Here is a 19,673-nt window from a genome sequence, read left to right as displayed (position 1 = left end):
GCCAGCCGTCCTTGAGGGCTTTTTGGGTTTCTTCGGGGCGGTTCCAGTAGCCTTTCATGACGTTGGGGCCTTTGACGATGAGCTCGCCCACCTCGCCTATGGGGACCTCCTTGCCCTCCTCGTCCACCACCTTGGCCTCCACGCCGGGGAAGGGGAGGCCCACGCTCCCCAGCTTGCGGGTCCCGTGGAGGGGGTTGCAGTGGGTTACGGGGCTCGCCTCGGTGAGGCCGTACCCCTCCACCAGCTTGGCCCCGGTGAGGGCCATGAAGCGCTCGGCCACCTCCACGGGCAAGGGCGCCGAGCCGGAGATGCAGGCCCGCACGCTTTTCAGGTTCCGCTTCTCAATGCCGGGGAAGTTGTTGAAGGCCACGTAGAGGGTGGGCACCCCGGGGAAGAGGGTGACCCGGTGCTTCTCAATGGCCTCCACGATGGCCTTGATCTCGGGCCTAGGGATCAGGACCAGCTTGGCGGCCCCCAGGAGGGCCAGGTTCATGGCCACGGTCATGCCGTAGACGTGGAAGAAGGGGATGGCCCCGAGGACCACCTCCTCCCCCTCCCGGAAGTCAGGGATCCAGGCCCTGACCTGGAGGGCGTTGGCGGAGAGGTTTTTGTGGGTGAGCATGGCCCCTTTGGCGAGCCCGGTGGTGCCCCCGGTGTACTGGAGGAGGGCCAGGTCGTCCAGGTCCCGGGGCACGGGAGTGGGCTTCCCGGGGCGGAGGAAAGCCCGCCAGGGGGTGCCCTCGAGGGCCTTGGGGGCTTCCCCTTTCCGCCGGAGAAGGAGGGGGTAGAGGAGGTTCTTGGGGAAGGGGAGGTAGTCCTGGATCCCCGTGTACACCACCTTCTCCACGGGCACCTCCCCCTTCACCTCTTGGAAGCGAGGAAGGAGCTGGTCCAGGACCACCAAAAAGCGGGCCCCGGCGTCTTTGAGCTGGTGCCGTAGCTCCCTCGGGGTGTACATGGGGTTGGTGTTCACCCCCACGCCCCCGGCGAGGAGGGTGCCGTAGAAGGCGATGACGAACTGGGGGGAGTTGGGGAGCATGAGGGCCACCCGGTCCCCAGGCCTTAGCCCCGCCTCCTCCAGGCCCTTGGCGAAGGCCTCCACCTCCCGCCAGAGGGTCTCGTAGGTGAGACTTCGCCCCAAGAACTCCAGGGCCACCTTTTTGGGGTAGCGGCGGGCGTTTTCCCGGAGGGCTTCGGTCAAAAGCCGAGGCTTGGGGGCTTCCTTGGGAACCCCGGGGTCGTAGTGGGCGTACCAGGGCTTCATGGCACCTCCTTGAACCAGGTCAAAGTTTACTCCCCCCGTTCCCCGCCGGCAAGGGGTCTAGGCCCGGAAGTAGCGGTAGGGGGGGCCTTCCCGCCCCACCGCCCCCTCCTTTCGCAGGTACTCCAGGTGGGCCAGGGTCTCGGCGAAGGCGAAGCGGCGCCCGGCGGCGTCCAGCTCCTTTGGGAAGAGGTTCAAGGAGAGTTCCCAGGCGGTCTTGGGCCCGTCCAGGAGGGCGAGGAGGGCCTCGAGGCGGGCCTGGTGGTGGGCTTTGAGCTCCTTTGCCCTTTGCCGCACGTCCCCGATGGGGCCGAAGTGGCCGGCGTAGGCCACCCTGGCCCCGAGGTCCGCCAGGCGGTCCAGGGAGCGGAGGAAGTCTTTGAGGGGGTTTTCCCGGGTGTAGGCCCAAAGCCCCACGTTGGGGGAGACGTGGTCCAAAAGGGCGTCCCCCACTAGCAAAACCCCTTCCTCCTCCAGGAAGAAGGCGGCGTGCCCGTCCGCGTGCCCCGGGGTCCAGACCACCCGAAGCCGCTTCCCCGCCACCTCCAAAAGGTCCCCGTCCCTTAGGGGGATGGGGTTTTGCGGGGGGTGGACCCGTTCCCTCGCCTTCTCCATCGTCTCCTGGATGTCCTGGAGGGCGCTTTCCGGGGTGCCGTGGTCCAGGAAGAGCCTAAGGGAGGTCTCGGCGAAGGCCTCGGGCTCCCGCCAGAAGCGGTGGCCCCGGGAAAACTCCTCCTCATGGAGGTAGACCCTGGCCCCCAGGCCCTCGAGGAAGCCCGCCAGGCCGTAGTGGTCCGGGTGGTGGTGGGTGAGGAGGACGGTCTTTATGTCCTGGAAGCAAAGGCCAAGCTCCGCCAAGAAGAGCTCCAAAGCCCCCCGGGCGGCCCGGGTGCCGAGGGCGGTGTCCAAAAGGACCACCTCCCCGTCCCCTTGGAGGAGGTAGAGGTTCACCGTCTTCAAGGGGTAGGGGATGGGGATGGGAAGGAGGTAGAGGCCGGGGAGGATGGCCTTCACAGGAGCACCCCCATGAGGAGGAGGGCCGCCAGGAAGGGGTCGGGCTCCTCCAGGTGCCAGGGGAAGCGGTAGGCCCCCTCCCCCAGGGCCTCCACCTCCCGGCCTTGGGCCGCCTCCCGGAGGCGGGCCAGGACCTGGTCCTCGGGGAGGGCCTCCCCCCCTGGGAGGTAGACGGCAAGCCGGTCGGCGTCCCCGTCCAGGGCGAGGCCCAAGGCGGGGGGCTTGGCCTCCCGGAGGAGGAGGCGGAGGGTCTTCAGGTGCTCCGGCCTCGGGTCGGGGGCCACCCCGTAGAAGAGGGGGTGGGGGAGGGGGTGGAGCTCCCGGAGCTCCACGGGGGCCTCGAGGCGCTTAAGGACCTGGCCCAGGATCCCGCCGCCCGCCCCGCCCATGGCGTCCAGGTAGACCACGCCCCGCCTGAAGGCGAGGCCCTCGGCGCTCTTCCGGAGGTGGTCCAGGTAGCCCCGGCGCGCCTCCAGGGGGGCGAAGGGCCCCGGGGGAGGGGGGCTTATGGGGGCCACTTCTTTGCCAGGGAGGGGTTTCCCCGGGCCCAGGCGGAGCTTCACCCCTTGGAAGGCGAAGGGCCTGCGGCTTCCCGTGAGGTAGAGGCCTGCGGCCTCCTTCGCCCGGAGGGCGAAGCCGAAGAGGGGCAGGGGGGCGGGGCCCTGGAGGAGGTGGACCTCGAGGCCGAGCCCCGCGAGCACCCCGGCGGCGTGCTCCGCCATCTCCCGGGCGAGGAAGCGGGCGTCGTGCCCCACCACCACCCGAAGGATCCCCTCCGCCTGGAGGCGCTTCCCGAAGCCCGCCGCCACCTCCCCCAGGGCCTGGAAGGTGAAGCCCCGGGCCATCTCCCCTACGAAGCCGTCCTGCGTGGCCACAAGCTCCATGCCCTAAAGTCTACCCCGTGCGTGGTAGACTCTCCCCGTGAGCGACGCCCTCCTAGCCCCCCTCAACGAGGCCCAGCGCCAGGCGGTCCTCCACTTTGAGGGGCCCGCCCTGGTGGTGGCCGGGGCGGGGAGCGGGAAGACCCGCACCGTGGTCCACCGGGTGGCCTACCTCGTGGCCCGCCGGGGGGTCTTTCCCTCGGAGATCCTGGCCGTCACCTTCACCAACAAGGCCGCGGAGGAGATGCGGGAGCGCCTCCGGGGGCTGGTCCCGGGGGCGGGGGAGGTCTGGGTCTCCACCTTCCACGCCGCCGCCCTAAGGATCCTCCGCGTCTACGGGGAGCGGGTGGGCTTAAGGCCCGGCTTCGTGGTCTACGACGAGGACGACCAGACCGCCCTCCTCAAGGAGGTCCTGAAGGAGCTCGCCCTTTCGGCCCGGCCCGGCCCCATCAAGGCCCTTTTGGACCGGGCGAAGAACCGGGGCGTGGGCCTCGAGGCCCTCCTCGGAGAACTCCCCGAGTACTACGCCGGGCTTCCCCGGGGAAGGCTTGCGGACGTCCTGGTGCGCTACCAGGAGGCCCTCAAGGCCCAGGGGGCCTTGGACTTCGGAGACATCCTCCTCTACGCCCTGAGGCTTTTGGAAGAGGACCAGGAGGTCCTCAGGCTCGTGCGCAAGCGGGCCCGCTTCATCCACGTGGACGAGTACCAGGACACGAGCCCCGTCCAGTACCGCTTCACCCGGCTTTTGGCGGGGGAGGAGGCCAACCTCATGGCCGTGGGCGACCCGGACCAGGGGATCTACTCCTTCCGGGCGGCGGACATCAAGAACATCCTGGACTTCACCCGGGACTACCCCAAGGCCCGGGTCTACCGCCTGGAGGAGAACTACCGCTCCACCGAGGCCATCCTCCGCTTCGCCAACGCCGTGATCGTGAAGAACGCCCTCCGCCTGGAAAAGGTCCTGCGCCCGGTGAAGCGGGGCGGGGAGCCCGTGCGCCTCTTCCGGGCAGCGGACGCCCGGGAGGAGGCCCGCTTCGTGGCCGAGGAGATCGCCCGGCTCGGCCCCCCTTGGGACCGGTACGCCGTCCTTTACCGCACCAACGCCCAAAGCCGCCTTCTGGAGCAGGCCTTGGCGGGGCGGGGGATCCCCGCGCGGGTGGTGGGCGGGGTGGGGTTTTTTGAAAGGGCGGAGGTGAAGGACCTATTGGCCTACGCCCGCTTCGCCCTGAACCCCTTGGACGGGGTGAGCCTGAGGCGCATCCTCAACACCCCGCCCCGGGGCATCGGCCCCGCCACCTGGGCCAGGGTGGAGCTTCTCGCCCGGGAGAAGGGGCTTCCTCCCTGGGAGGCCTTGCGGGAGGCGGCCCGGGCCTTCCCCCGGGCCGAACCCCTTAGGCGCTTCGTGGCCCTGGTGGAGGAGCTCCAGGACCTGGTCTTCGGCCCCGCCGAGGCCTTCTTCCGCCACCTCCTCGAGGCCACCGACTACCCCGCCTACCTCCGGGAGGCCTACCCCGAGGACGCCGAGGACCGCCTGGAAAACGTGGAGGAGCTCCTGAGGGCCGCCAAGGAGGCGGAGGACCTGCAGGACTTCCTGGACAAGGTGGCCCTCACCGCCAAGGCGGAGGAGCCTGCCGAGGCGGAAGGCAAGGTCTTCCTCATGACCCTCCACAACGCCAAGGGGCTGGAGTTCCCCGTGGTCTTTTTGGTGGGGGTGGAGGAGGGGCTTTTGCCCCACCGCAACTCCTTAAGCACCCTCGAGGGCCTGGAGGAGGAGCGCCGCCTCTTCTACGTGGGCATCACCCGGGCCCAGGAGAGGCTCTACCTCTCCCACGCCGAGGAGCGGGAGGTCTTCGGCCGACCCGAGCCCGCCCGGCCGAGCCGCTTCCTGGAGGAGGTGGAGGAGGGGCTATACGAGGTGTACGACCCCTACCGCGCTCCCAGGCCCGCCCCCCCGCCCCACCGCCCCCGGCCCGGCGCCTTCAAGGGCGGGGAGCGGGTGGTCCACCCCCGGTTCGGACCGGGCACCGTGGTGGCGGCCCAGGGGGACGAGGTCACGGTCCACTTTGAGGGGGTGGGGCTCAAGCGCCTTTCCCTCAAGTATGCGGACCTCCGCCCCGCCTAGGAGGTGGCCGTGGATCTTTCCGCTCCCCGTCCCCTCCTTCTCCTCCACCGAGGCGGCACACCCCTTTTTGACCGGCTGGTGGCCGAGGTGGCCCGGATGCGCCTTCCCCTCTTCCCCTACCCCCTCGAGGCCGAGGACCCCTGGGCCCTGCTTCCCTGCCTCAGGCCCTTGGGCTTCGCCGGGATGGTTTTGGCCGAGGGGCTTCCCCCTGGGGAGGGGGTGCGCCTCGAGGCCGAGGCGGAGGCCGCGGGCCTCGTGGACCTCCTGGCGGTAGGGCCCGGGGGGGTCTTGGGCCAGTTCACCGAGGGGCTTGCTTTGGAGCGCTTCCTTTCCGCCCACCTTTCCGGGGCCAAGGCCCTCTGGGTTGGCCCCTTGCGCTTGGCCCTCGCCCCCTTCCTTCGCCCCTTGGCCCAGGTTTCCCTCTTGGCGCCCAGCTTCGCCGAGGGGGACCGCTTCCTTGCCCGCCTCCCCTCCCCCGCCCGGGGCCACGTGGCCCTGCGCCCGGAGGAGGCCCGGGCCCTCTCCCTAAGGGTGGACCTTCTCCTTTACGCCGGGGGGAGGCTTCCTCTGGACTTGCTCCACCCTTTCCACGCCCTTTTGGCCCTGGTTCCCCCCGACCCTCGAGTCCGCGACCGGGTCCAGGTGGTCTACGGCCCGGAAGCCCTTTGGGACTTCCGGGTGTGGGCGGTGCTTGCGGCCCTGGGCTACCCCCTCTGACGCAGAGCCCGGCCCAGGAGGCCCATGCTTAGGGCGATGAGGGTGAAGGCGATAAAGGCCTGGAGGGGGATGGGGAACTGGGGAATGTACTCCACGTTGCAGGGCACGGGGGGCTTGCAGGCCAGGGGGAAGAGGCCCGGGAACCAGAGCTGGGTGAGGTGGAGGGCGCTGATGCTCCCCCCGATCAGGGAGAGGGCGAGGCTATAGGGCCAGACGCCGAAGTCCTGCCGCCAGAGGGCGAGGCCCAGGATCACCGCCTGGGGGTACATGAAGATCCGCTGATACCAGCAGAGCTCGCAGGGCAGGAAAAGCCGTACCTCGGAGTAGTAAAGGCTTCCCAGGGTGGCCACCAGGGCCACCACCCAGGCGAAGGCCAGGTAGAGGGGCTTCCGTTCCACGGCCTCCAGCATACCCGCTCCTCGTCTTGGGGGTAGAATGGGGCCATGAGGGATTTAGGCATACCTAAATCCCATCCCTGAGGGCGGCGTTCTTCGTGAGCGGGCTCAACCTCTGGCTCCTCACGCGGCTATTCGTGGGTTAGGGTTTTCGCCGCGGTACGGACCTCGTTCGGGCGCTTAGCCCTCGAGGAGCGCCTCCACGAAGGCCTCGGCGTCAAAGGGCTGGAGGTCGTCCGGGCCTTCCCCCACCCCGATGAAGCGGATGGGCACCTTCAGGGTGCGGACGATGGGCACCAAGACCCCGCCCTTGGCGGTGCCGTCCAGCTTGGTGACGATGACCCCGGTGAGGCCCACGGCCTCGTGGAAGCGCTTGGCCTGCTCCAGGCCGTTCTGCCCGGTGACGGCGTCTAGCACAAGCCAGACCTCCCCCGGCTCCCCGGGGTCCGCCTTGCCGATGGCCCGCTTCACCTTCTTAAGCTCCTCCATCAGGTTGTGCTTGGTGTGGAGGCGGCCTGCGGTGTCCACGAAGAGGAGGTCCAGGCCCCGGGCCTTCCGGGCCTTGGCGGCGTCAAAGGCGAGGGCGGCGGGGTCCGCCCCTTCCGGGCCCTGGATCACCGGGATCCCGAGGCGCTTCCCCCACTCGGCGAGCTGGGTGCCGCCGGCGGCGCGGAAGGTGTCCCCGGCGCAGAAGAGAACCTTCTTGCCCAGGCCCTGGTAGTAACGGCCCAGCTTGGCGATGGTGGTGGTCTTGCCCACCCCGTTCACCCCCACCACCATCACCACGTGCCCCTGAGGCTCCACGGGCCTGGGGTTTTGCGGGCGGAAGCCGAGCTTCCTTAAGGTGGCCCGACGCTCGTCCGGTTCCAGCATCTGGACGAGCTTCTCCTTCACCGCCTCCTTCAGGTCCTTGCGCCCCGAGGCCCGCACCTCCGTAAGAAGCTCCTCCGTGGCGGCCAGGCCCACGTCGGCGGCGAGGAGGGCGGTTTCCAGCTCCTCCAGGACCTCCTCGGGGTTGCCGCCCCAGGGGATGGCCCGGAAAAGCCTTTCCCGGGTCTTGGCGAGGCCCGCCCGAAGCCGATCCAAGAGGCCCATCAGCGGAAGTTCACCCCGAGGCCGAAGCGCCAGACCTTGGGGAAGTCGGCGAAGCCGTAGACGTAGGCTCCTTCGGCGAAGAGGCCGGTGGTGGGGTCCAGGAGCCCCTCGAGGCCCGCCACCAGCCCCACGCCCAAGGTGGGGTTAGGCCCCACCACCCCGCTAAGCCCCCCGCCCAGGTAGGGGAGGAGGCCTTTGAGGGTGGGGTCGTACTGCCCCAGGTCGGGTTTGAAGAGAAGGGTGGCCTCCAGGGCCACCCCCGGGGCGGCGGGGGCGAGCTCGGCGGTGAGGCGGCCGGCCAGGTTCTGCCGCAGGACGTTTTCCACCCCGGCCCCGAAGGTGAGGCCCAGGCCTTCCCCGTAGCCGAAGCGCATCTGAATGGCGCTTTGAGCGCTGGCGATGCCTAGGAGCAAAAAGGCGATGAGAAGGCGCTTCATGCCTTCCAGTATACTGGCTCCCTTACTCAAGGGCCAGGGCCCGTTTCAGGCGTTTGAGCACCCGCTCCTTGCCAAGAAGGGCCATGACCTCAAAAAGGCCCGGGGTTTCCAGGCTCCCCGTGAGGGCGGCCCGGAGGGGCTGGGCCACCTGGCCGAGCTTCGCCCCCTTTTCCGCGGCGAAGCCCCGGAGGAGGGCCTCGAGGGCCGCCTCGCTCCAGTCCGCCTGGGCCTCGAGGCGGGGGTAAAGCTCCCGGAGAAGGGGAAGCCCTTCTTCTAGCTTCGCTTGAGCTTTCTCCGAGAAGGGGTAGTCCTCGGTGAAGAAGTAGCGGGCCTTCTCGGGGAACTCCTTCAGGGTGTCAAACCGGGGGCGCATGAGCTCCACCGCCCGCCTCAGGTAGGCCTCGCTTTCCCAGGAAAGCCCCGCCGCCTCCAGGAAGGGCTTCACCCGCTCGGCCACCTCCTCCAGAGAGAGCACCTCCCGGATGTACTTCCCGTTCATCCAGCGGAGCTTCTCCAGGTCAAAGATGGGCCCCCCTAAGGAGACCCGTTCCCAGGTGAAGGCCTCTATGAACTCCTCCAGGGTGAAAATCTCCCGCCCGTCGGGCATGGAGAAGCCCATGAGGCAGAGGTAGTTCCGCAAGGCCTCGGGCAAGAACCCCTCGGCCTTGTACCACTCCAGGGAGGTGTGGCTTTTCCGCTTGGAGATCTTGGTCTTGTCGGGGTTGCGGAGGAGGGGCATGTGGTAGAACCTGGGCACCTCCCAGCCGAAGGCCCGGTAGAGGAGGACGTGGATGGGGGTGGAGACCAGCCACTCCTCCGCCCGGATCACGTCCGTGACCCCCATGAGGTGGTCGTCCACCACGTTGGCCAGGTGGTAGGTGGGGTAGCCGTCGGACTTGAGGAGGACCACGTCGGGGATCTCCTGGTTGTCGTAGACCACCACTCCCCTGAGCTCGTCCCTGACCTCCGTGGTGCCGGGGCGGGGCACCTTGAGGCGGATCACGTGGGGCTCGCCCCGCCTTGCCCGTTCCTCCGCCTCCTCGGGGGGGATGTTCCGGGCCCTCCCGTCGTACCCTCCCTTCTCCTTGCGGATCCTTTCCAGTTCCTCCGGGGTCTCAAAGGCCCGGTAGGCCCACCCCCGCTTGAGGAGCTCCTCGGCGTAGCGGCGGTAAAGGGGAAGCCTTTCCGACTGGCGGTAGGGCCCGTGGGGGCCGCCGATGTCCGGCCCCTCGTCGTAGGGGATGCCGAGCCACTTTAAGGCGGCGAGGATCCTTTCCTCGGCTCCCGGCACGTAGCGGGCCCGGTCCGTGTCCTCTATGCGGACGATAAAGCGCCCCCCGTTTTTCCGGGCCCAGGCGTAGTTGAAGAGGGCGATGTAGGCCGTGCCCACGTGGGGGTCCCCCGTGGGGCTTGGGGCGATGCGGGTCACCACCATACCTCGCCCATTATCTCATCCGGGCTTAAACCGAAGGGCGTAGGCTAAAGAGCAATGGAGGGGGAGCTTCGGGCAGAGGGTTTGCGCAAGCGCTACGGCCCCAAGGAGGTGGTGCGGGGCGTGGACCTGAACCTCAGGCGGGGCGAGATCGTGGCCCTTTTCGGCCCCAACGGGGCGGGGAAGACCACCACCTTCTACATGGTGGTGGGCTTTATCAGGCCCACGGCGGGGCGGATCTTCCTCAAGGGGCGGGAGGTGAGCCGCCTGCCCATGTACCAAAGGGCCCGGCTCGGCCTGGGCTATCTGCCCCAGGAGCCCAGCGCCTTCCGGCGGATGACCGTGTTGGAGAACCTCCTGGCCGTCTTGGAGTTCCAGCCCCTCTCCAAAAAGGAGCGCCTGGAGAAGGCCAAAGCCCTTCTGGAAGAGCTCGCCATCTACCACCTAAAAGACCGCATGGCCTACGCCCTCTCCGGGGGGGAAAGGCGGAGGCTAGAGATCGCCCGGGCCCTTTGCACCGACCCCGACTTCATCCTCCTGGACGAGCCTTTCACCGGGGTGGACCCCAAGAACGTGCGGGAGATCCAGAAGGTGATCGCCGAGCTCCGGGAAAGGCGGGGGGTGGGGGTCTTCATCACGGACCACGCGGTGCGGGAGACCTTGGCCATCACCGACCGGGTCTACCTGATGTACGACGGGGAGGTGCTCTTCCACGGGGACCCCGAGACCTTCGCCAAGGACCAGGGGGTGCGGCGCCATTACCTGGGCGAGGACTACGAGCTCTAAATGACCTTCTGGGCGCTTCTCTTCCTCATCCTCATCCTTTCCGCCCTGGTGGCCTACCTGGGGGACCGGGTGGCCAAGTGGGCGGGGAAGCGCCACTTCCGTCTCTTCGGCCTTAGGCCCCGCCAGACCGCCACCTTGGTGGCCGTCCTCACGGGGGTGGGGATCGCCCTCTTCTCCTACCTGGGTTTTTTGCTGGTCTTCCGGGAAGCCCGGGAGGTGATCCTGCAGGCGGAGGCCATCCGCGCCGAGCGGGACACCCTTAGGGCCGAGCGGGACACCCTCCTCGAGGCCAAGGCGGCCATGGAGGCCGAGGCGGCCCGGGCTCTGGCGGAGCTCAACCGCCTGCGGGAGGAAAGGCGGACCCTGGCGGAGGCCCTGGAGGGGGCCGAGGCCCGATGGGAGGCCTTGCAAGGGGAGCGAAAGCGCCTGGAGTCGGAACTTGAGTCCTTGAAGGCGGAGCTTGGGTCCTTGGAGGCGGAAAAGGCGGCCTTCCGGGCCCTTCTTGCCCGGAGAGGCCAGGAGTTGCGGCGCCTCGAGGCGGAGGTCCGAAGGCTCAAGGAAGAGCGGGACCGGCTTTCGGCCGAGCGAAAGGCCCTGGAGGAAGAGCTTATGGGCAACCGGGAAGGGCTTCTTTTGCTTCGCCGGGAACGGGAGGCCTTGGCCCAGGAGGTGGAGGCGCTAAAGGGGGCTTTAGCCCGTTCCCGCGCCGAGCTCCGCCAGGCGGAGGAAAGGGTGCGGCAGCTTCTGGTGCAGGCGGGGGTCCTCCAGGGGTCTAGGGACCAGCTTTCCCAAAGCCTTGTCCGCTTAAGCCAGGGACTCTACCTGGGGGAGGTGCGCCTGGGGAGCGAGGAGGGGACCGAGGCCTTGCGACGGGCGGTGGAAAGGCGGGCCATCCTCCTTGGGTATAGGGGGGCGGAGCTTTTGGGGGAGGCCCAGGGCCCTGGGCTTGCGGTCCTCGAGGGGGCCGGGTACCGGGAAGGGAGGCTTTTGGTCCGCTTCCGCTTCTACCCCGAAAAGAAGGCCTTTTCTCGGGGAGAGGTCCTCTCCAGCGCCACCTTCCGCCTTTCCACCCCGCTTGGGAACCGGGAGGTCCTGGAGCGCTTGGGCCGAGAGGCGCAAAACAAGCTCCTCCAGGCGGGCTTTCCCCCCGAGTACGCCGACTTCCCCACCCCGGAGGCCCTGGCCCAGGGCCTCTCCCTCTTGGAGGAGCGCCGGGGGGTGGCCCGGGTGGGGGTGGTGGCCCTAGGGGACCTCTGGACCACGGAGCGCCCCCTCTTGACCTACCGCCTCCTGGGGGGGCCTCCGGGCCCGGAGGTACCGATCCCGACCCGCCAGATCCCGTAGCACCTCCGCTTCCCAGCCTTGGCCTTGGAGTTCCCGGGCGAGGGTGTGAACGTTCTCCGGGGCGAGTTCCAGGAGGAGAAAGCCCCCGGGCTTCAAGGCCTTCGCCGCTTCCCGGGCCAGGGGCCGGGCCACGGCAAGCCCCTCTTCCCCCGCGTAAAGGGCCAGGGGGTTTTCAAAGCGGAGCTCGGGGGGAGCCACCTCCTTGTAGCCCTCGGGCAGGTAGGGGGGGTTGGAGACCACCAGGTCTAGCCCCGATAGCCCTCCCGTCAAAGGGGCCAGGAGGAAGCTTACGGGAAGCTCGAGGCGGCGGGCGTTCTCCTGGGCTAGGGCCAGGGCCTTGGGGTCTATCTCGGTGGCGAAGACCTCCGCCTCGGGCAGGTGCCGCTTCAAGGCCAAGGCGATGGCCCCCGTGCCCGTGCCCACGTCCAGGATCCGGGGCCTTGGGGGTAAGGGAAGGGCGAGGGCCAGTTCCACAAGCCCTTCGGTCTCCGGCCTGGGGACGAGGACCCCTTCCGCCACCTTGAGGGGAAGGCCGAAGAACTCCACCTCCCCCAGGAGGTACTGGAGGGGATAGCCGGAAAGCCTTTTCTTCAGGAGGGCGAAGGCCTTTTCCGCCACGCCCTCGGCCGGGGGCGCGGCGAGGCGGAGGAGGAGCGCCTTCCGGGGAAGCCCCGCCGCCAGGGCCAAAAGGTCCAGGGCCTCCCCCTCGGGGAGGCCCGCCTCCCTAAGCCGCCCCTGGAGCTCCCGGAGGAGCCTGATCACGGGGGTAGACCACCACGTGCCGCTCCTCCCCCTCCCCCTGGCTTTCCGTGGTCACCTGGGGGTGGTTCTTGAGGAGCATGTGGACGATGCGCCGCTCGGAGGGGCGCATGGGGGGAAGGTGGAGGGGTTCTTGGGTCTGGACCACCAGGCGGGCAGCCTCCTCCGCCAGGCGGCGGATCCTTTCCTCCTGGCGCTTGCGGTACCCGGCGGCGTCCAGCACCACCCGGTAGGCGTTGCCGAAGTGCTTGGCCAAGACGACCCCCGCCAGGTACTCCACCGCCTTGAGCGTCCGGCCCTCCTTGCCGATGAAGCGGCCCAGGTCCCCGCCCTTCACCTCGGCCTTAAGGAGGCTCCCTTCCTGGCGCACCTCCAGGTGGTGGGCGGGGTCCAGGCGGAGGAGAAGGCCCACCAGAAACTCCTCCAGCACCTCCTTGGGCCCCTTTTCCTGGGCCTCCTTGCCCGTCTCTTTCAACCCCACCCCCAGGGGGGCTTCCTCCAGCACCCCCAGGTCGGCGAGGAGGTCGTCAATGCTCTTTTTCCTCTCGTCCATGCCTAGAGTTTACGCCTTGACCGGGGCCAGGCTCCGGTTGATGAGCCACTGTTGGAAGAGACCGATCACCGTGGAAAGGACCCAGTAGAGGGTGACCCCCGAGGGGAACTGGAGGACCAGGAAGACAAAGATGAGGTTCATGAAGAGGCTCTGCCGGATGAGGTCCTTGTTCCCGTGGGCGGAAAGCCAGGTGGAAAGGAAGGTGCTGGCCACGTAGAGGATGGGGAGGATGTAGTAGGGGTCGGGGAGGGCGAGGTCGGGGATCCAGAGGAGGCCTTGGCCGAACTCGTAGTTGGCGATCACCTTCCAGAGGATGAAGAGGATGGGCATCTGGATGAAAAGGGGCAGGCACCCGGCGGCGGGGTTCACCTTGTGCTCCTGGTAGAGCTTCATGGTGGCCTCCGCCCGCTTGTTGGGGTCGTCCTTGTACTTCTCGTTGATCTTCTGGATGAGGGGCTGGAGGCGCTGGATCTCCGCCATGCTCTTGAACTGCTGGTGCATGAGGGGCCAGAGGAGAAGCCGCACCACTAGGGTGAGGAAGAGGATGGCGAGGCCCCAGTTCCCCGTGTAGCGGAAGGCGGTTTCCATGAGCCAGAGGAGGCCCAAGGAAAGCTGGCCCCAGAGGTTGGGGGTGAAGAGGCCGGGGAAGGAGAGGAGGCCTTCCACGTGGAAGCGGACGAGCTCGTTCTGGCCCCCGTAAACCTTGAGGACCTCTCCCGGTCCCAGCCGCACCTCCCCCTCGCGCCCCACGAGCCTGCCTTCCAAGGGGCCCTCCCCGAAGGCCACCAGGGCGTAGCCCGCCTTGGGCCGGGTCTGCCAGGCCAGGTAGGCGAGGCTTCCCTCGCCGCTTGGGGTGGGCTCCTTGGCCCCCGCTAGAAGCACCTTGGGCTGGCCCTGGGCGCTAAGCCTTAGGGTTAAGGGGAAGTCCGCCTCCACCTCGAGGGTATACCGCCCTTTGGCGATGCGGTAGGTGAGGGTGCCTTCCTTCCCTTGGAAGCGGGCGAGGAGGAGGCCATCCTCCACCCGGTACTCCGCCCCTTCCGGAAGGAAGCCCTCCGGCGCTACCACGGGGCCTTCCAAGGCCAGGTTGGGCGCCCGGGCGTAGTCGGAAAAGCTCGTCCCCTTGTAGACCTTCACGTACCACCCCAGGATCCGGCCTCCCTCGTCAAAGGCCAGGTCCATGAGGTTGGTCACGGCCACCTTTTCCACCTTTCCGTCCCCGTTGACGTCGGCCTCCTTGAAGCCGGCCTCGAGGGCTAGGACGGGCACCAGAAGGAGGAGGAGGGCGAGAAGCCGCCTCATCGGGCGCCCTCCTTCCTGGGGAGGAAGAAGGGGGGCACGGGGTCAATCCCCCCGGGGTTTAGGGGGTGGCAGCGGAGGATCCGCCGCACCGCCATGTAGCTTCCCCAAAAGGCCCCGTGCCGCTCTAGGGCCTCGAGGGCGTAGGCGGAGCAGGTGGGGTGGAAGCGGCAGGTCTTGGGTTTTAGGGGAGAGAGGAACCTGCGGTAAGCCTTCACCAGGAGGATCAGTAGACCGCGCACGCCGCCTATTGTATCAGCCCGCTCTTCCTGAGGGCCCGCACCACGTCTTGGAAAAGCTCGGCGAAGCCCGCCTCCCGGGCCTCGGGGTGGGCGATCACCAGGAGGTGGGCTTGGGGCAGGTGGAGGCGGCGGAGGATCTCCCGGAGGCGCCGCTTCACCTTGTTGCGCGCCACCGCCTTGCCCACCTTCTTGGAGACCACGATCCCCACCCTTAGCTCCGGGGCGGGGAGCCATTTCACGCTCACGTAACGCCCCCTCCCTCCCCGGCCCTTGCGGAGCCTTTGGAAGGCCCGGTCCCCCTTGAGGGAAAGGAGTTTGCCCCCCGGGGCGGGGGGCTTCGGGCTTAGCGCTTCCGCACCGCGGGGGTGAGGCGCCAGCGGCCCTTCTGCCGCCTGCGCTTTAGCACCTTCCTGCCGCCTGGGGTCTTCATGCGGGCCCGGAAGCCGTGCGTCTTGGCCCGCTTCCTCCGGTTGGGTTGCCAAGTCCTTTTCATTCATCTCCCTCCCTTTGGGGCCTTGGCCCCCATACCCTAAAGAGTCTAGCACATGGGCGGCTTAACCTGGTCTAACGTTTTTCCGCACCCCGGCGTTTAGGCGTTGACAGTCTGGCCCACCTCCCGCTATACTTCCGCAAAACCGAGGGAGGGAAAAGGCCGTGGCCCAGCTTGCGGTGGAGAACGTCACCCTTACCTTCGGCGGCGTGGCTGCCCTTTCCGGGGTCTCCTTGGCGGTGGAGCGGGGGGAGCTCGTCTCCATCATCGGCCCCAACGGGGCGGGGAAGACGAGCCTCTTAAACGTTATCTCCGGCTTCTACCATCCAAAGCAGGGGCGGATCCTCTTTGAGGGCGAGGAGATCACCCACCTGAGCCCCCACGCTATCACCCAACGGGGCATCGCCCGGGCCTTCCAGAACATAGAGCTTTTCTCCGGGCTTACGGTCTTGGAGAACCTCATGCTGGCCCGGCACACCCACCTCCGCTATGGCCTCCTCCAGGCGGGCCTCTTTTACGGCCGGGCCCTGGCGGAGGAGGTGAGAAACCGCCGCCTGGTGGAGGAGGTCATAGACTTCATGGAGCTGGAGCCCTACCGCAAGGCCCTGGTGGGCAACCTCCCCTACGGGGTGAGGAAGCGGGTGGAGGTGGCCCGGGCCCTGGCCCTTTCCCCCAAGCTCCTCCTCCTGGACGAGCCCATGGCGGGGATGACCCTGGAGGAGAAGGAGGATATGGTGCGCTTCATCCTGGAGATCCGCGCCCGGGGCACCACCGTGATCCTCATTGAGCACGACCTGGGGGTGGTCATGGACATCTCCGACCGGGTCTACGTTCTGGACTTCGGCCAGGTCATCGCCGAGGGGAGGCCCGAGGAGGTGGCCAAAAACCCCAGGGTGCAGGAGGCCTACATGGGGGTGGAGGCGTGAAGGCCTTGAGGCCCTCCTACGAGATGAAGCGCTACACCCTGCCCCAGCTCCTTAGGCTCCGGGCGGAGCGGGAGGGGGACCGGGTGGCCTTGCGGGAAAAGGACTACGGCATCTGGAACGAGATCACCTACGCCCAATACTACGAAAACGTCCTCCTCTTCGCCCACGGCCTCCTCTCCCTGGGCTTCCAGCCGGGCGAAAGGCTCGCCATCATCGCCGACAACATCCCCGAGTGGCTCTACGCCGAGCTGGGCGCCCAGGCGGTGCGGGGGATCAGCGTGGGGGTCTACCAGAGCTCCCTTCCCCCCGAGATTGCCTACATGCTCCAGTACACGGGGGCCAGCGTGGTCCTCGCCGAGGACCAGGAGCAGGTGGACAAGCTCTACGAGATCCGGAGCGGGATCCCCCACGTCCGCCACGTCATCTACGAGGACGAGAAGGGGATGGGGGGCTACAAGGACCCTTGGCTCCTCTCCTTCACCGAGCTTTTGGAGCGGGGAAGGGAGCACCGGAGGAAGCACCCGGACGCCGTGGAAAAGCTCTTGCTGGAGGCGAGCCCCGAGGAGGTCTGCCACCTTTCCTCCACCTCCGGGACCACGGGCCGTCCCAAGGCGGCCATGCTCCGCCACCGGAACCTCGTTCACATGGGGGTAGCCCTCCAGGAGGTGGACCCCCTCCTCCCCACCGACGACTACCTCTCCTTCCTCCCCCTCGCCTGGATCGGGGAGCAGATGATGTCCGTGGCCATGGCCCTCACCGGGGGGTTCGCCGTCAACTTCCCCGAGGAGGTGGAAACCGCCCTGCAGGACCTCAAGGAGATCGGCCCCCACGTGATGTTTAGCCCCCCTAGGGTCTGGGAGGGGATCCAGAGCCAGGTCTGGGTCCGCATCTCGGAAAGCCCGGCCTTCAACCGCTTCGTTTACGAGCGGCTTCTTAAGGTGGGGTACCGGGCGGCGGAGTACCGGATGCGGGGCCGTCCCATGCCCTTGGGCCTCCGCCTGGCCTACTGGTTCGCCGATCGGGTGCTCTTCAAGCCCTTGAGGGACCAGCTCGGCTTCCTCCGCCTCCGCCGGGCCTACACGGGAGGGGCCGCTTTGGGGCCCGATGTCTTCCGCTTCTTCCACGCCATCGGGGTGAACCTCAAGCAGATCTACGGCCAGACAGAGATCATCGGCATCGCCTTCGTCCACCGGGACGGGGACGTGCGCCACGACACCGTGGGCCTGCCCATCCCCGGGACCGAGGTCCGGATCAGCGAGGCGGGGGAGATCCTCCTCCGCTCCGACGCGGTCTGCGCCGGGTACTGGGAAAGGCTCGAGGCCACCCAGGAAACCTTTGGGGGCGGGTGGCTCCACACCGGGGATGCCGGCTACCTTACGGAGGACGGCCACCTGGTGGTCATTGACCGCCTTTCCGACGTGATGCGCACCGAGAAAGGCACGGTCTTCAGCCCCCAGTTCCTGGAAAACAAGCTGAAGTTTTCCCCATACATCAAGGAGGCCGTGGTCTTCGGGGATCGGAAGCCCTATCTAGCGGCCTTCCTCAACATAGACCCCCAAACCGTGGGCAAGTGGGCGGAGGACCGGGGGATCGCCTACACCACCTATCTGGACCTCTCCTTGAAGCCCGAGGTGGCCGAGCTCATCCGCAAGGAGGTGGAGAAGGTGAACAAGGAGCTTCCCGAGGAGCTTAGGATCCGGCGCTTTGTCCTCCTCTATAAGCTCCTGGACGCCGACGACGAGGAGCTTACCCGCACGGGCAAGGTGCGGCGGGGCCACATCGCCAAAAAGTACGCCCCCTTGGTGGAGGCCCTCTACTCCGGGGCCAAGGAGGTGGAGGTGGAGGCCGAGTACCGCTACCAGGACGGCACCCTCCAGCGGGTCCGGGCGCGGGTGCCTGTCCTGGGGTTCGCCGAGGAGGTGCCCGCGTGAGCTTCTTCCTCCAGCTCCTCTTCTCGGGGGTGGTCCTGGGGCTGGTCTACGCCCTCGCCGCCTTGGGCTTCGTCCTCATCTATAAGGCGAGCCGGGTGGTGAACTTCGCCCAGGGGCAGTTCATCGCCATCGGAGCCTTTTTGGCCTACTGGGCCATGGTCGCTTTGGGGGCGCCCTTCCTTGTGGCCGCGGCCCTGGCCTTGGCCCTCACCGCCCTCCTGGGCTTTGGGGTGGAGCGGGTTTTCCTGAAGCGCATGGTGGGGCAGCCCATCATCTCCGTCATCATGGCCACCATCGGCCTCGCCTCCCTCCTTGACGGCCTGATCCACCTCACCCCCTTCGGGGCGGGCAACTTTAGCTACCCCGCCTTCCTGCCCTCGGGCGGCGTCACCCTCCTGGGGGTGCAGGTCTCCTACCCTCAGCTCCTCGCCCTGGGCTTCACCCTGGCCTTCCTCGCCCTTTTCACCTGGTTTTTCCAGCGCTCCACCCTGGGCATCGCCATGCGGAGCGTGGCCGACGACCAGATGGCGGCCATGAGCCTAGGGGTTTCCGTGGAGAAGGTCTTCGCCCTGGCCTGGGCGGCGGCGGGGCTCACGGCGGCGGCGGCCGGGATCGTGGTGGGCACCATCGCCGGCCTCAACCTGGACGGGCTGGTGCACATCGGTCTTAGGGTCTTTCCCGTGGTGATCCTGGGGGGGCTAGACTCCATCCCCGGGGCGGTGGTGGCGGGGATCCTTATCGGCGTTTTGGAGAACCTGGCGGCGGGCTACCTGGACCCCTTTGTTCCCGGTGGGGGGACCCGGGACGTCTTCCCCTTCCTGGTACTCCTCTTGGTCCTTTGGTTCAAGCCCCACGGCCTCTTCGGCACGGAGGAGATTGAGCGCGTATGAGGAACCCTTGGGCCCAGACCGGAAACTACCGCACGCGGTACGAGCAGGACGCCAGCATCTTCGCCACGCATCGGGAGCTGGTTTCCCTTCTCCTCTTCCTGGGCTTCCTCCTCGTCTTGCCCCAGTTCCTCTCCCGGACCCAGGTCTTCATCCTGGACCTGATCCTGGTCTACAGCATCGCCGTCTTGGGGCTCAACATCACCACGGGGTACGCCGGCCTCATCAACATCGGCCAGGCGGCCTTCATGGGGGTGGGGGCGTACACCGCGGCCCTTTTGGCCCCGGCGGGGCTTCCCTTCTACCTCGTGCTCCCGGCGGCGGGGCTTACAGGGGCCTTCTTCGGGTACCTGGTGGGCATCCCAAGCCTCCGGGTGAAGCACCTCTACCTGGCCATGGCCACCCTGGCCTTCCAGGTGGTCTTTGAGTGGACGGTGGGCCACCTTCCCCTCCTCAACCAGGGCGGGGCCATGCCCTTGCCCCGGGTGAGCCTTCTCGGGTACGAGGTGGGCTTCCGCAACCACTACCACTTCTGGTACTACGTGAGCTTTGCGGTCTTGGTCCTTCTCGCCCTCTTCTTCCGCAACCTCCTCAGGACCAAGTACGGCCGGGCCCTGGTGGCGGTGCGGGACAACGACCGGGCGGCGGACGCCATGGGCATGGACCCGGGGCGCACCAAGCTCTTCGCCTTCGCCCTGGGGGCTTTTTACGCCGGGGTGGCGGGGGCGCTTTACGCCTACCTTTCCCGGGCGGTGGTCATTGAGGACTACACCTTCGCCGTCTCCATCAAGCTTTTGGCCATGGCCATCGTGGGGGGGCTTGGGACCCTGGTGGGGAGCTTCCTGGGCCCCGCCTTCCTGGAGCTTCTGGACGTGAACATGGAGGCCCTTTCCAACCTCATCAAGGCCCTGGGCTTCAGCGTGGCCGGGGTGGACGTGGCAAGCGCCCTAAGGCCTTTGGCCTTCGGCCTCGTCATCGTCCTCTTCCTGGTGTTTGAGCCCCGGGGGCTTTACAACTGGTGGCGCGTGGTGCGAAGCTACTTCCGCACCTGGCCCTTTAGGTATTAGGCAACCCCCCTTGTGGGGTTGGCGAAGGGAGGGAA

The 19,673-nt window shown here is 67.8% G+C and carries 21 protein-coding genes; 8 read left to right on the top strand and 13 right to left on the bottom strand.

All coding sequences use genetic code 11. The features are described from left to right. The 3 genes from IEX93_RS05115 to IEX93_RS05105 form a co-directional block, all read right to left on the bottom strand. Positions 1-1,264 (bottom strand): AMP-binding protein (locus tag IEX93_RS05115; RefSeq protein WP_188847166.1); only part of this gene is annotated, 1,264 nt, incomplete at its 3' end. Positions 1,265-1,321: 57 nt separating this feature from the next. After that, a complete protein-coding gene (locus IEX93_RS05110; protein WP_188847165.1) occupies positions 1,322-2,275 on the bottom strand; it encodes an MBL fold metallo-hydrolase in 954 nt (317 codons plus the stop codon). Beyond that, on the bottom strand, positions 2,272-3,159 hold the full coding sequence (locus tag IEX93_RS05105; RefSeq protein ID WP_188847164.1) for a phosphohexomutase domain-containing protein: 888 nt from the start codon (positions 3,157-3,159) through the stop codon (positions 2,272-2,274). Before IEX93_RS05105 ends, IEX93_RS05110 begins: the two co-directional genes overlap by 4 nt. A 37-nt stretch (positions 3,160-3,196) precedes the next feature. Here IEX93_RS05105 and IEX93_RS05100 point away from each other — a divergent pair, with 37 nt between their 5' ends. Next, a complete protein-coding gene (locus IEX93_RS05100; protein ID WP_188847163.1) occupies positions 3,197-5,278 on the top strand; it encodes an ATP-dependent helicase in 2,082 nt (693 codons plus the stop codon). Positions 5,279-5,287: 9 nt separating this feature from the next. Beyond that, a complete protein-coding gene (locus IEX93_RS05095) occupies positions 5,288-5,995 on the top strand; it encodes a hypothetical protein (RefSeq protein WP_229906096.1) in 708 nt (235 codons plus the stop codon). Here IEX93_RS05095 and IEX93_RS05090 read toward each other — a convergent pair. From IEX93_RS05090 to gltX, 4 genes are all read right to left on the bottom strand, one after another. Beyond that, positions 5,983-6,405 carry a disulfide bond formation protein B gene (locus IEX93_RS05090; RefSeq protein WP_188847161.1) on the bottom strand — a complete coding sequence of 141 codons (423 nt, stop codon included), beginning with the start codon at positions 6,403-6,405 and terminating at the stop codon, positions 5,983-5,985. The two genes, IEX93_RS05095 and IEX93_RS05090, sit on opposite strands and share 13 nt — an antisense overlap. Positions 6,406-6,570: 165 nt before the next feature. Beyond that, complete coding sequence (ftsY, locus tag IEX93_RS05085; RefSeq protein ID WP_188847160.1) at positions 6,571-7,485, bottom strand: signal recognition particle-docking protein FtsY; 915 nt, start codon at positions 7,483-7,485, stop codon at positions 6,571-6,573. Next, on the bottom strand, positions 7,485-7,922 hold the full coding sequence (locus IEX93_RS05080) for a hypothetical protein (RefSeq protein ID WP_188847159.1): 438 nt from the start codon (positions 7,920-7,922) through the stop codon (positions 7,485-7,487). The genes ftsY and IEX93_RS05080 overlap by 1 nt, the downstream gene beginning before the upstream one ends. A 22-nt stretch (positions 7,923-7,944) precedes the next feature. Then, positions 7,945-9,357: a glutamate--tRNA ligase gene (gltX, locus tag IEX93_RS05075; RefSeq protein WP_188847158.1), complete on the bottom strand. Its 1,413-nt coding sequence runs from the start codon at positions 9,355-9,357 to the stop codon at positions 7,945-7,947. Between the two features lie 54 nt (positions 9,358-9,411). Between gltX and lptB the strand changes: the two genes are divergently transcribed. Then, positions 9,412-10,140 carry an LPS export ABC transporter ATP-binding protein gene (gene lptB / locus IEX93_RS05070; protein WP_188847157.1) on the top strand — a complete coding sequence of 243 codons (729 nt, stop codon included), beginning with the start codon at positions 9,412-9,414 and terminating at the stop codon, positions 10,138-10,140. Continuing rightward, positions 10,141-11,484: a DUF3084 domain-containing protein gene (locus IEX93_RS05065; protein WP_188847156.1), complete on the top strand. Its 1,344-nt coding sequence runs from the start codon at positions 10,141-10,143 to the stop codon at positions 11,482-11,484. On the opposite strand, the gene prmC is transcribed toward IEX93_RS05065, so the two are convergent. Genes prmC through rpmH form a run of 6 tightly spaced genes read right to left on the bottom strand, consistent with a single transcriptional unit; the run spans position 11,383 to position 14,830 of the window. Next, positions 11,383-12,246: a peptide chain release factor N(5)-glutamine methyltransferase gene (prmC, locus tag IEX93_RS05060; RefSeq protein WP_188847155.1), complete on the bottom strand. Its 864-nt coding sequence runs from the start codon at positions 12,244-12,246 to the stop codon at positions 11,383-11,385. The two genes, IEX93_RS05065 and prmC, sit on opposite strands and share 102 nt — an antisense overlap. Beyond that, on the bottom strand, positions 12,209-12,796 hold the full coding sequence (locus IEX93_RS05055) for a Jag family protein (protein WP_188847154.1): 588 nt from the start codon (positions 12,794-12,796) through the stop codon (positions 12,209-12,211). Before IEX93_RS05055 ends, prmC begins: the two co-directional genes overlap by 38 nt. A gap of 9 nt (positions 12,797-12,805) precedes the next feature. Further along, positions 12,806-14,098: a YidC/Oxa1 family membrane protein insertase gene (locus IEX93_RS05050; protein ID WP_188847153.1), complete on the bottom strand. Its 1,293-nt coding sequence runs from the start codon at positions 14,096-14,098 to the stop codon at positions 12,806-12,808. Continuing rightward, complete coding sequence (yidD, locus tag IEX93_RS05045; RefSeq protein ID WP_188847152.1) at positions 14,095-14,337, bottom strand: membrane protein insertion efficiency factor YidD; 243 nt, start codon at positions 14,335-14,337, stop codon at positions 14,095-14,097. The genes IEX93_RS05050 and yidD overlap by 4 nt, the downstream gene beginning before the upstream one ends. 5 nt (positions 14,338-14,342) lie before the next feature. After that, positions 14,343-14,714, bottom strand: coding sequence for a ribonuclease P protein component (rnpA, locus tag IEX93_RS05040; protein ID WP_188847168.1), 372 nt, complete (start codon positions 14,712-14,714; stop codon positions 14,343-14,345). Beyond that, a complete protein-coding gene (gene rpmH, locus IEX93_RS05035; protein WP_124104907.1) occupies positions 14,681-14,830 on the bottom strand; it encodes a 50S ribosomal protein L34 in 150 nt (49 codons plus the stop codon). The genes rnpA and rpmH overlap by 34 nt, the downstream gene beginning before the upstream one ends. 161 nt (positions 14,831-14,991) lie before the next feature. Here rpmH and IEX93_RS05030 point away from each other — a divergent pair, with 161 nt between their 5' ends. The 4 genes from IEX93_RS05030 to IEX93_RS05015 are packed head-to-tail and all read left to right on the top strand — an operon-like array spanning position 14,992 to position 19,638. Beyond that, positions 14,992-15,753 carry an ABC transporter ATP-binding protein gene (locus IEX93_RS05030; protein ID WP_188847151.1) on the top strand — a complete coding sequence of 254 codons (762 nt, stop codon included), beginning with the start codon at positions 14,992-14,994 and terminating at the stop codon, positions 15,751-15,753. Continuing rightward, entirely contained in the window at positions 15,750-17,684 is a 1,935-nt protein-coding gene (locus IEX93_RS05025) for a long-chain fatty acid--CoA ligase (RefSeq protein ID WP_188847150.1), read from the top strand. Before IEX93_RS05030 ends, IEX93_RS05025 begins: the two co-directional genes overlap by 4 nt. After that, complete coding sequence (locus IEX93_RS05020) at positions 17,681-18,574, top strand: branched-chain amino acid ABC transporter permease (RefSeq protein WP_188847149.1); 894 nt, start codon at positions 17,681-17,683, stop codon at positions 18,572-18,574. The genes IEX93_RS05025 and IEX93_RS05020 overlap by 4 nt, the downstream gene beginning before the upstream one ends. After that, the gene (locus IEX93_RS05015) at positions 18,571-19,638 is read left to right on the top strand and encodes a branched-chain amino acid ABC transporter permease (protein WP_188847147.1); all 1,068 of its coding nucleotides are present in this window, start codon (positions 18,571-18,573) and stop codon (positions 19,636-19,638) included. Before IEX93_RS05020 ends, IEX93_RS05015 begins: the two co-directional genes overlap by 4 nt. The last annotated feature ends 35 nt before the right edge of the window (positions 19,639-19,673 follow it).

This window comes from Thermus composti (genome assembly GCF_014647535.1).
Taxonomy (GTDB): Bacteria; Deinococcota; Deinococci; order Deinococcales; family Thermaceae; genus Thermus; species Thermus composti.
Note: the sequence above shows the minus strand (reverse complement) of the source record. Positions and strands in the feature narration are given on the sequence as shown.

Excerpts from the sequence above, each read along its gene's own strand:
- IEX93_RS05105 (WP_188847164.1), bottom strand. The coding sequence starts at position 3,159 with ATGGAGCTTGTGGCCACGCAGGACGGCTTCGTAGGGGAGATGGCCCGG.
- IEX93_RS05090 (WP_188847161.1), bottom strand. The coding sequence starts at position 6,405 with ATGCTGGAGGCCGTGGAACGGAAGCCCCTCTACCTGGCCTTCGCCTGG.
- ftsY (WP_188847160.1), bottom strand. The coding sequence starts at position 7,485 with ATGGGCCTCTTGGATCGGCTTCGGGCGGGCCTCGCCAAGACCCGGGAA.
- IEX93_RS05080 (WP_188847159.1), bottom strand. The coding sequence starts at position 7,922 with ATGAAGCGCCTTCTCATCGCCTTTTTGCTCCTAGGCATCGCCAGCGCT.
- gltX (WP_188847158.1), bottom strand. The coding sequence starts at position 9,357 with ATGGTGGTGACCCGCATCGCCCCAAGCCCCACGGGGGACCCCCACGTG.
- lptB (WP_188847157.1), top strand. The coding sequence starts at position 9,412 with ATGGAGGGGGAGCTTCGGGCAGAGGGTTTGCGCAAGCGCTACGGCCCC.
- IEX93_RS05065 (WP_188847156.1), top strand. The coding sequence starts at position 10,141 with ATGACCTTCTGGGCGCTTCTCTTCCTCATCCTCATCCTTTCCGCCCTG.
- IEX93_RS05055 (WP_188847154.1), bottom strand. The coding sequence starts at position 12,796 with ATGGACGAGAGGAAAAAGAGCATTGACGACCTCCTCGCCGACCTGGGG.
- IEX93_RS05050 (WP_188847153.1), bottom strand. The coding sequence starts at position 14,098 with ATGAGGCGGCTTCTCGCCCTCCTCCTCCTTCTGGTGCCCGTCCTAGCC.
- rpmH (WP_124104907.1), bottom strand. The coding sequence starts at position 14,830 with ATGAAAAGGACTTGGCAACCCAACCGGAGGAAGCGGGCCAAGACGCAC.
- IEX93_RS05015 (WP_188847147.1), top strand. The coding sequence starts at position 18,571 with ATGAGGAACCCTTGGGCCCAGACCGGAAACTACCGCACGCGGTACGAG.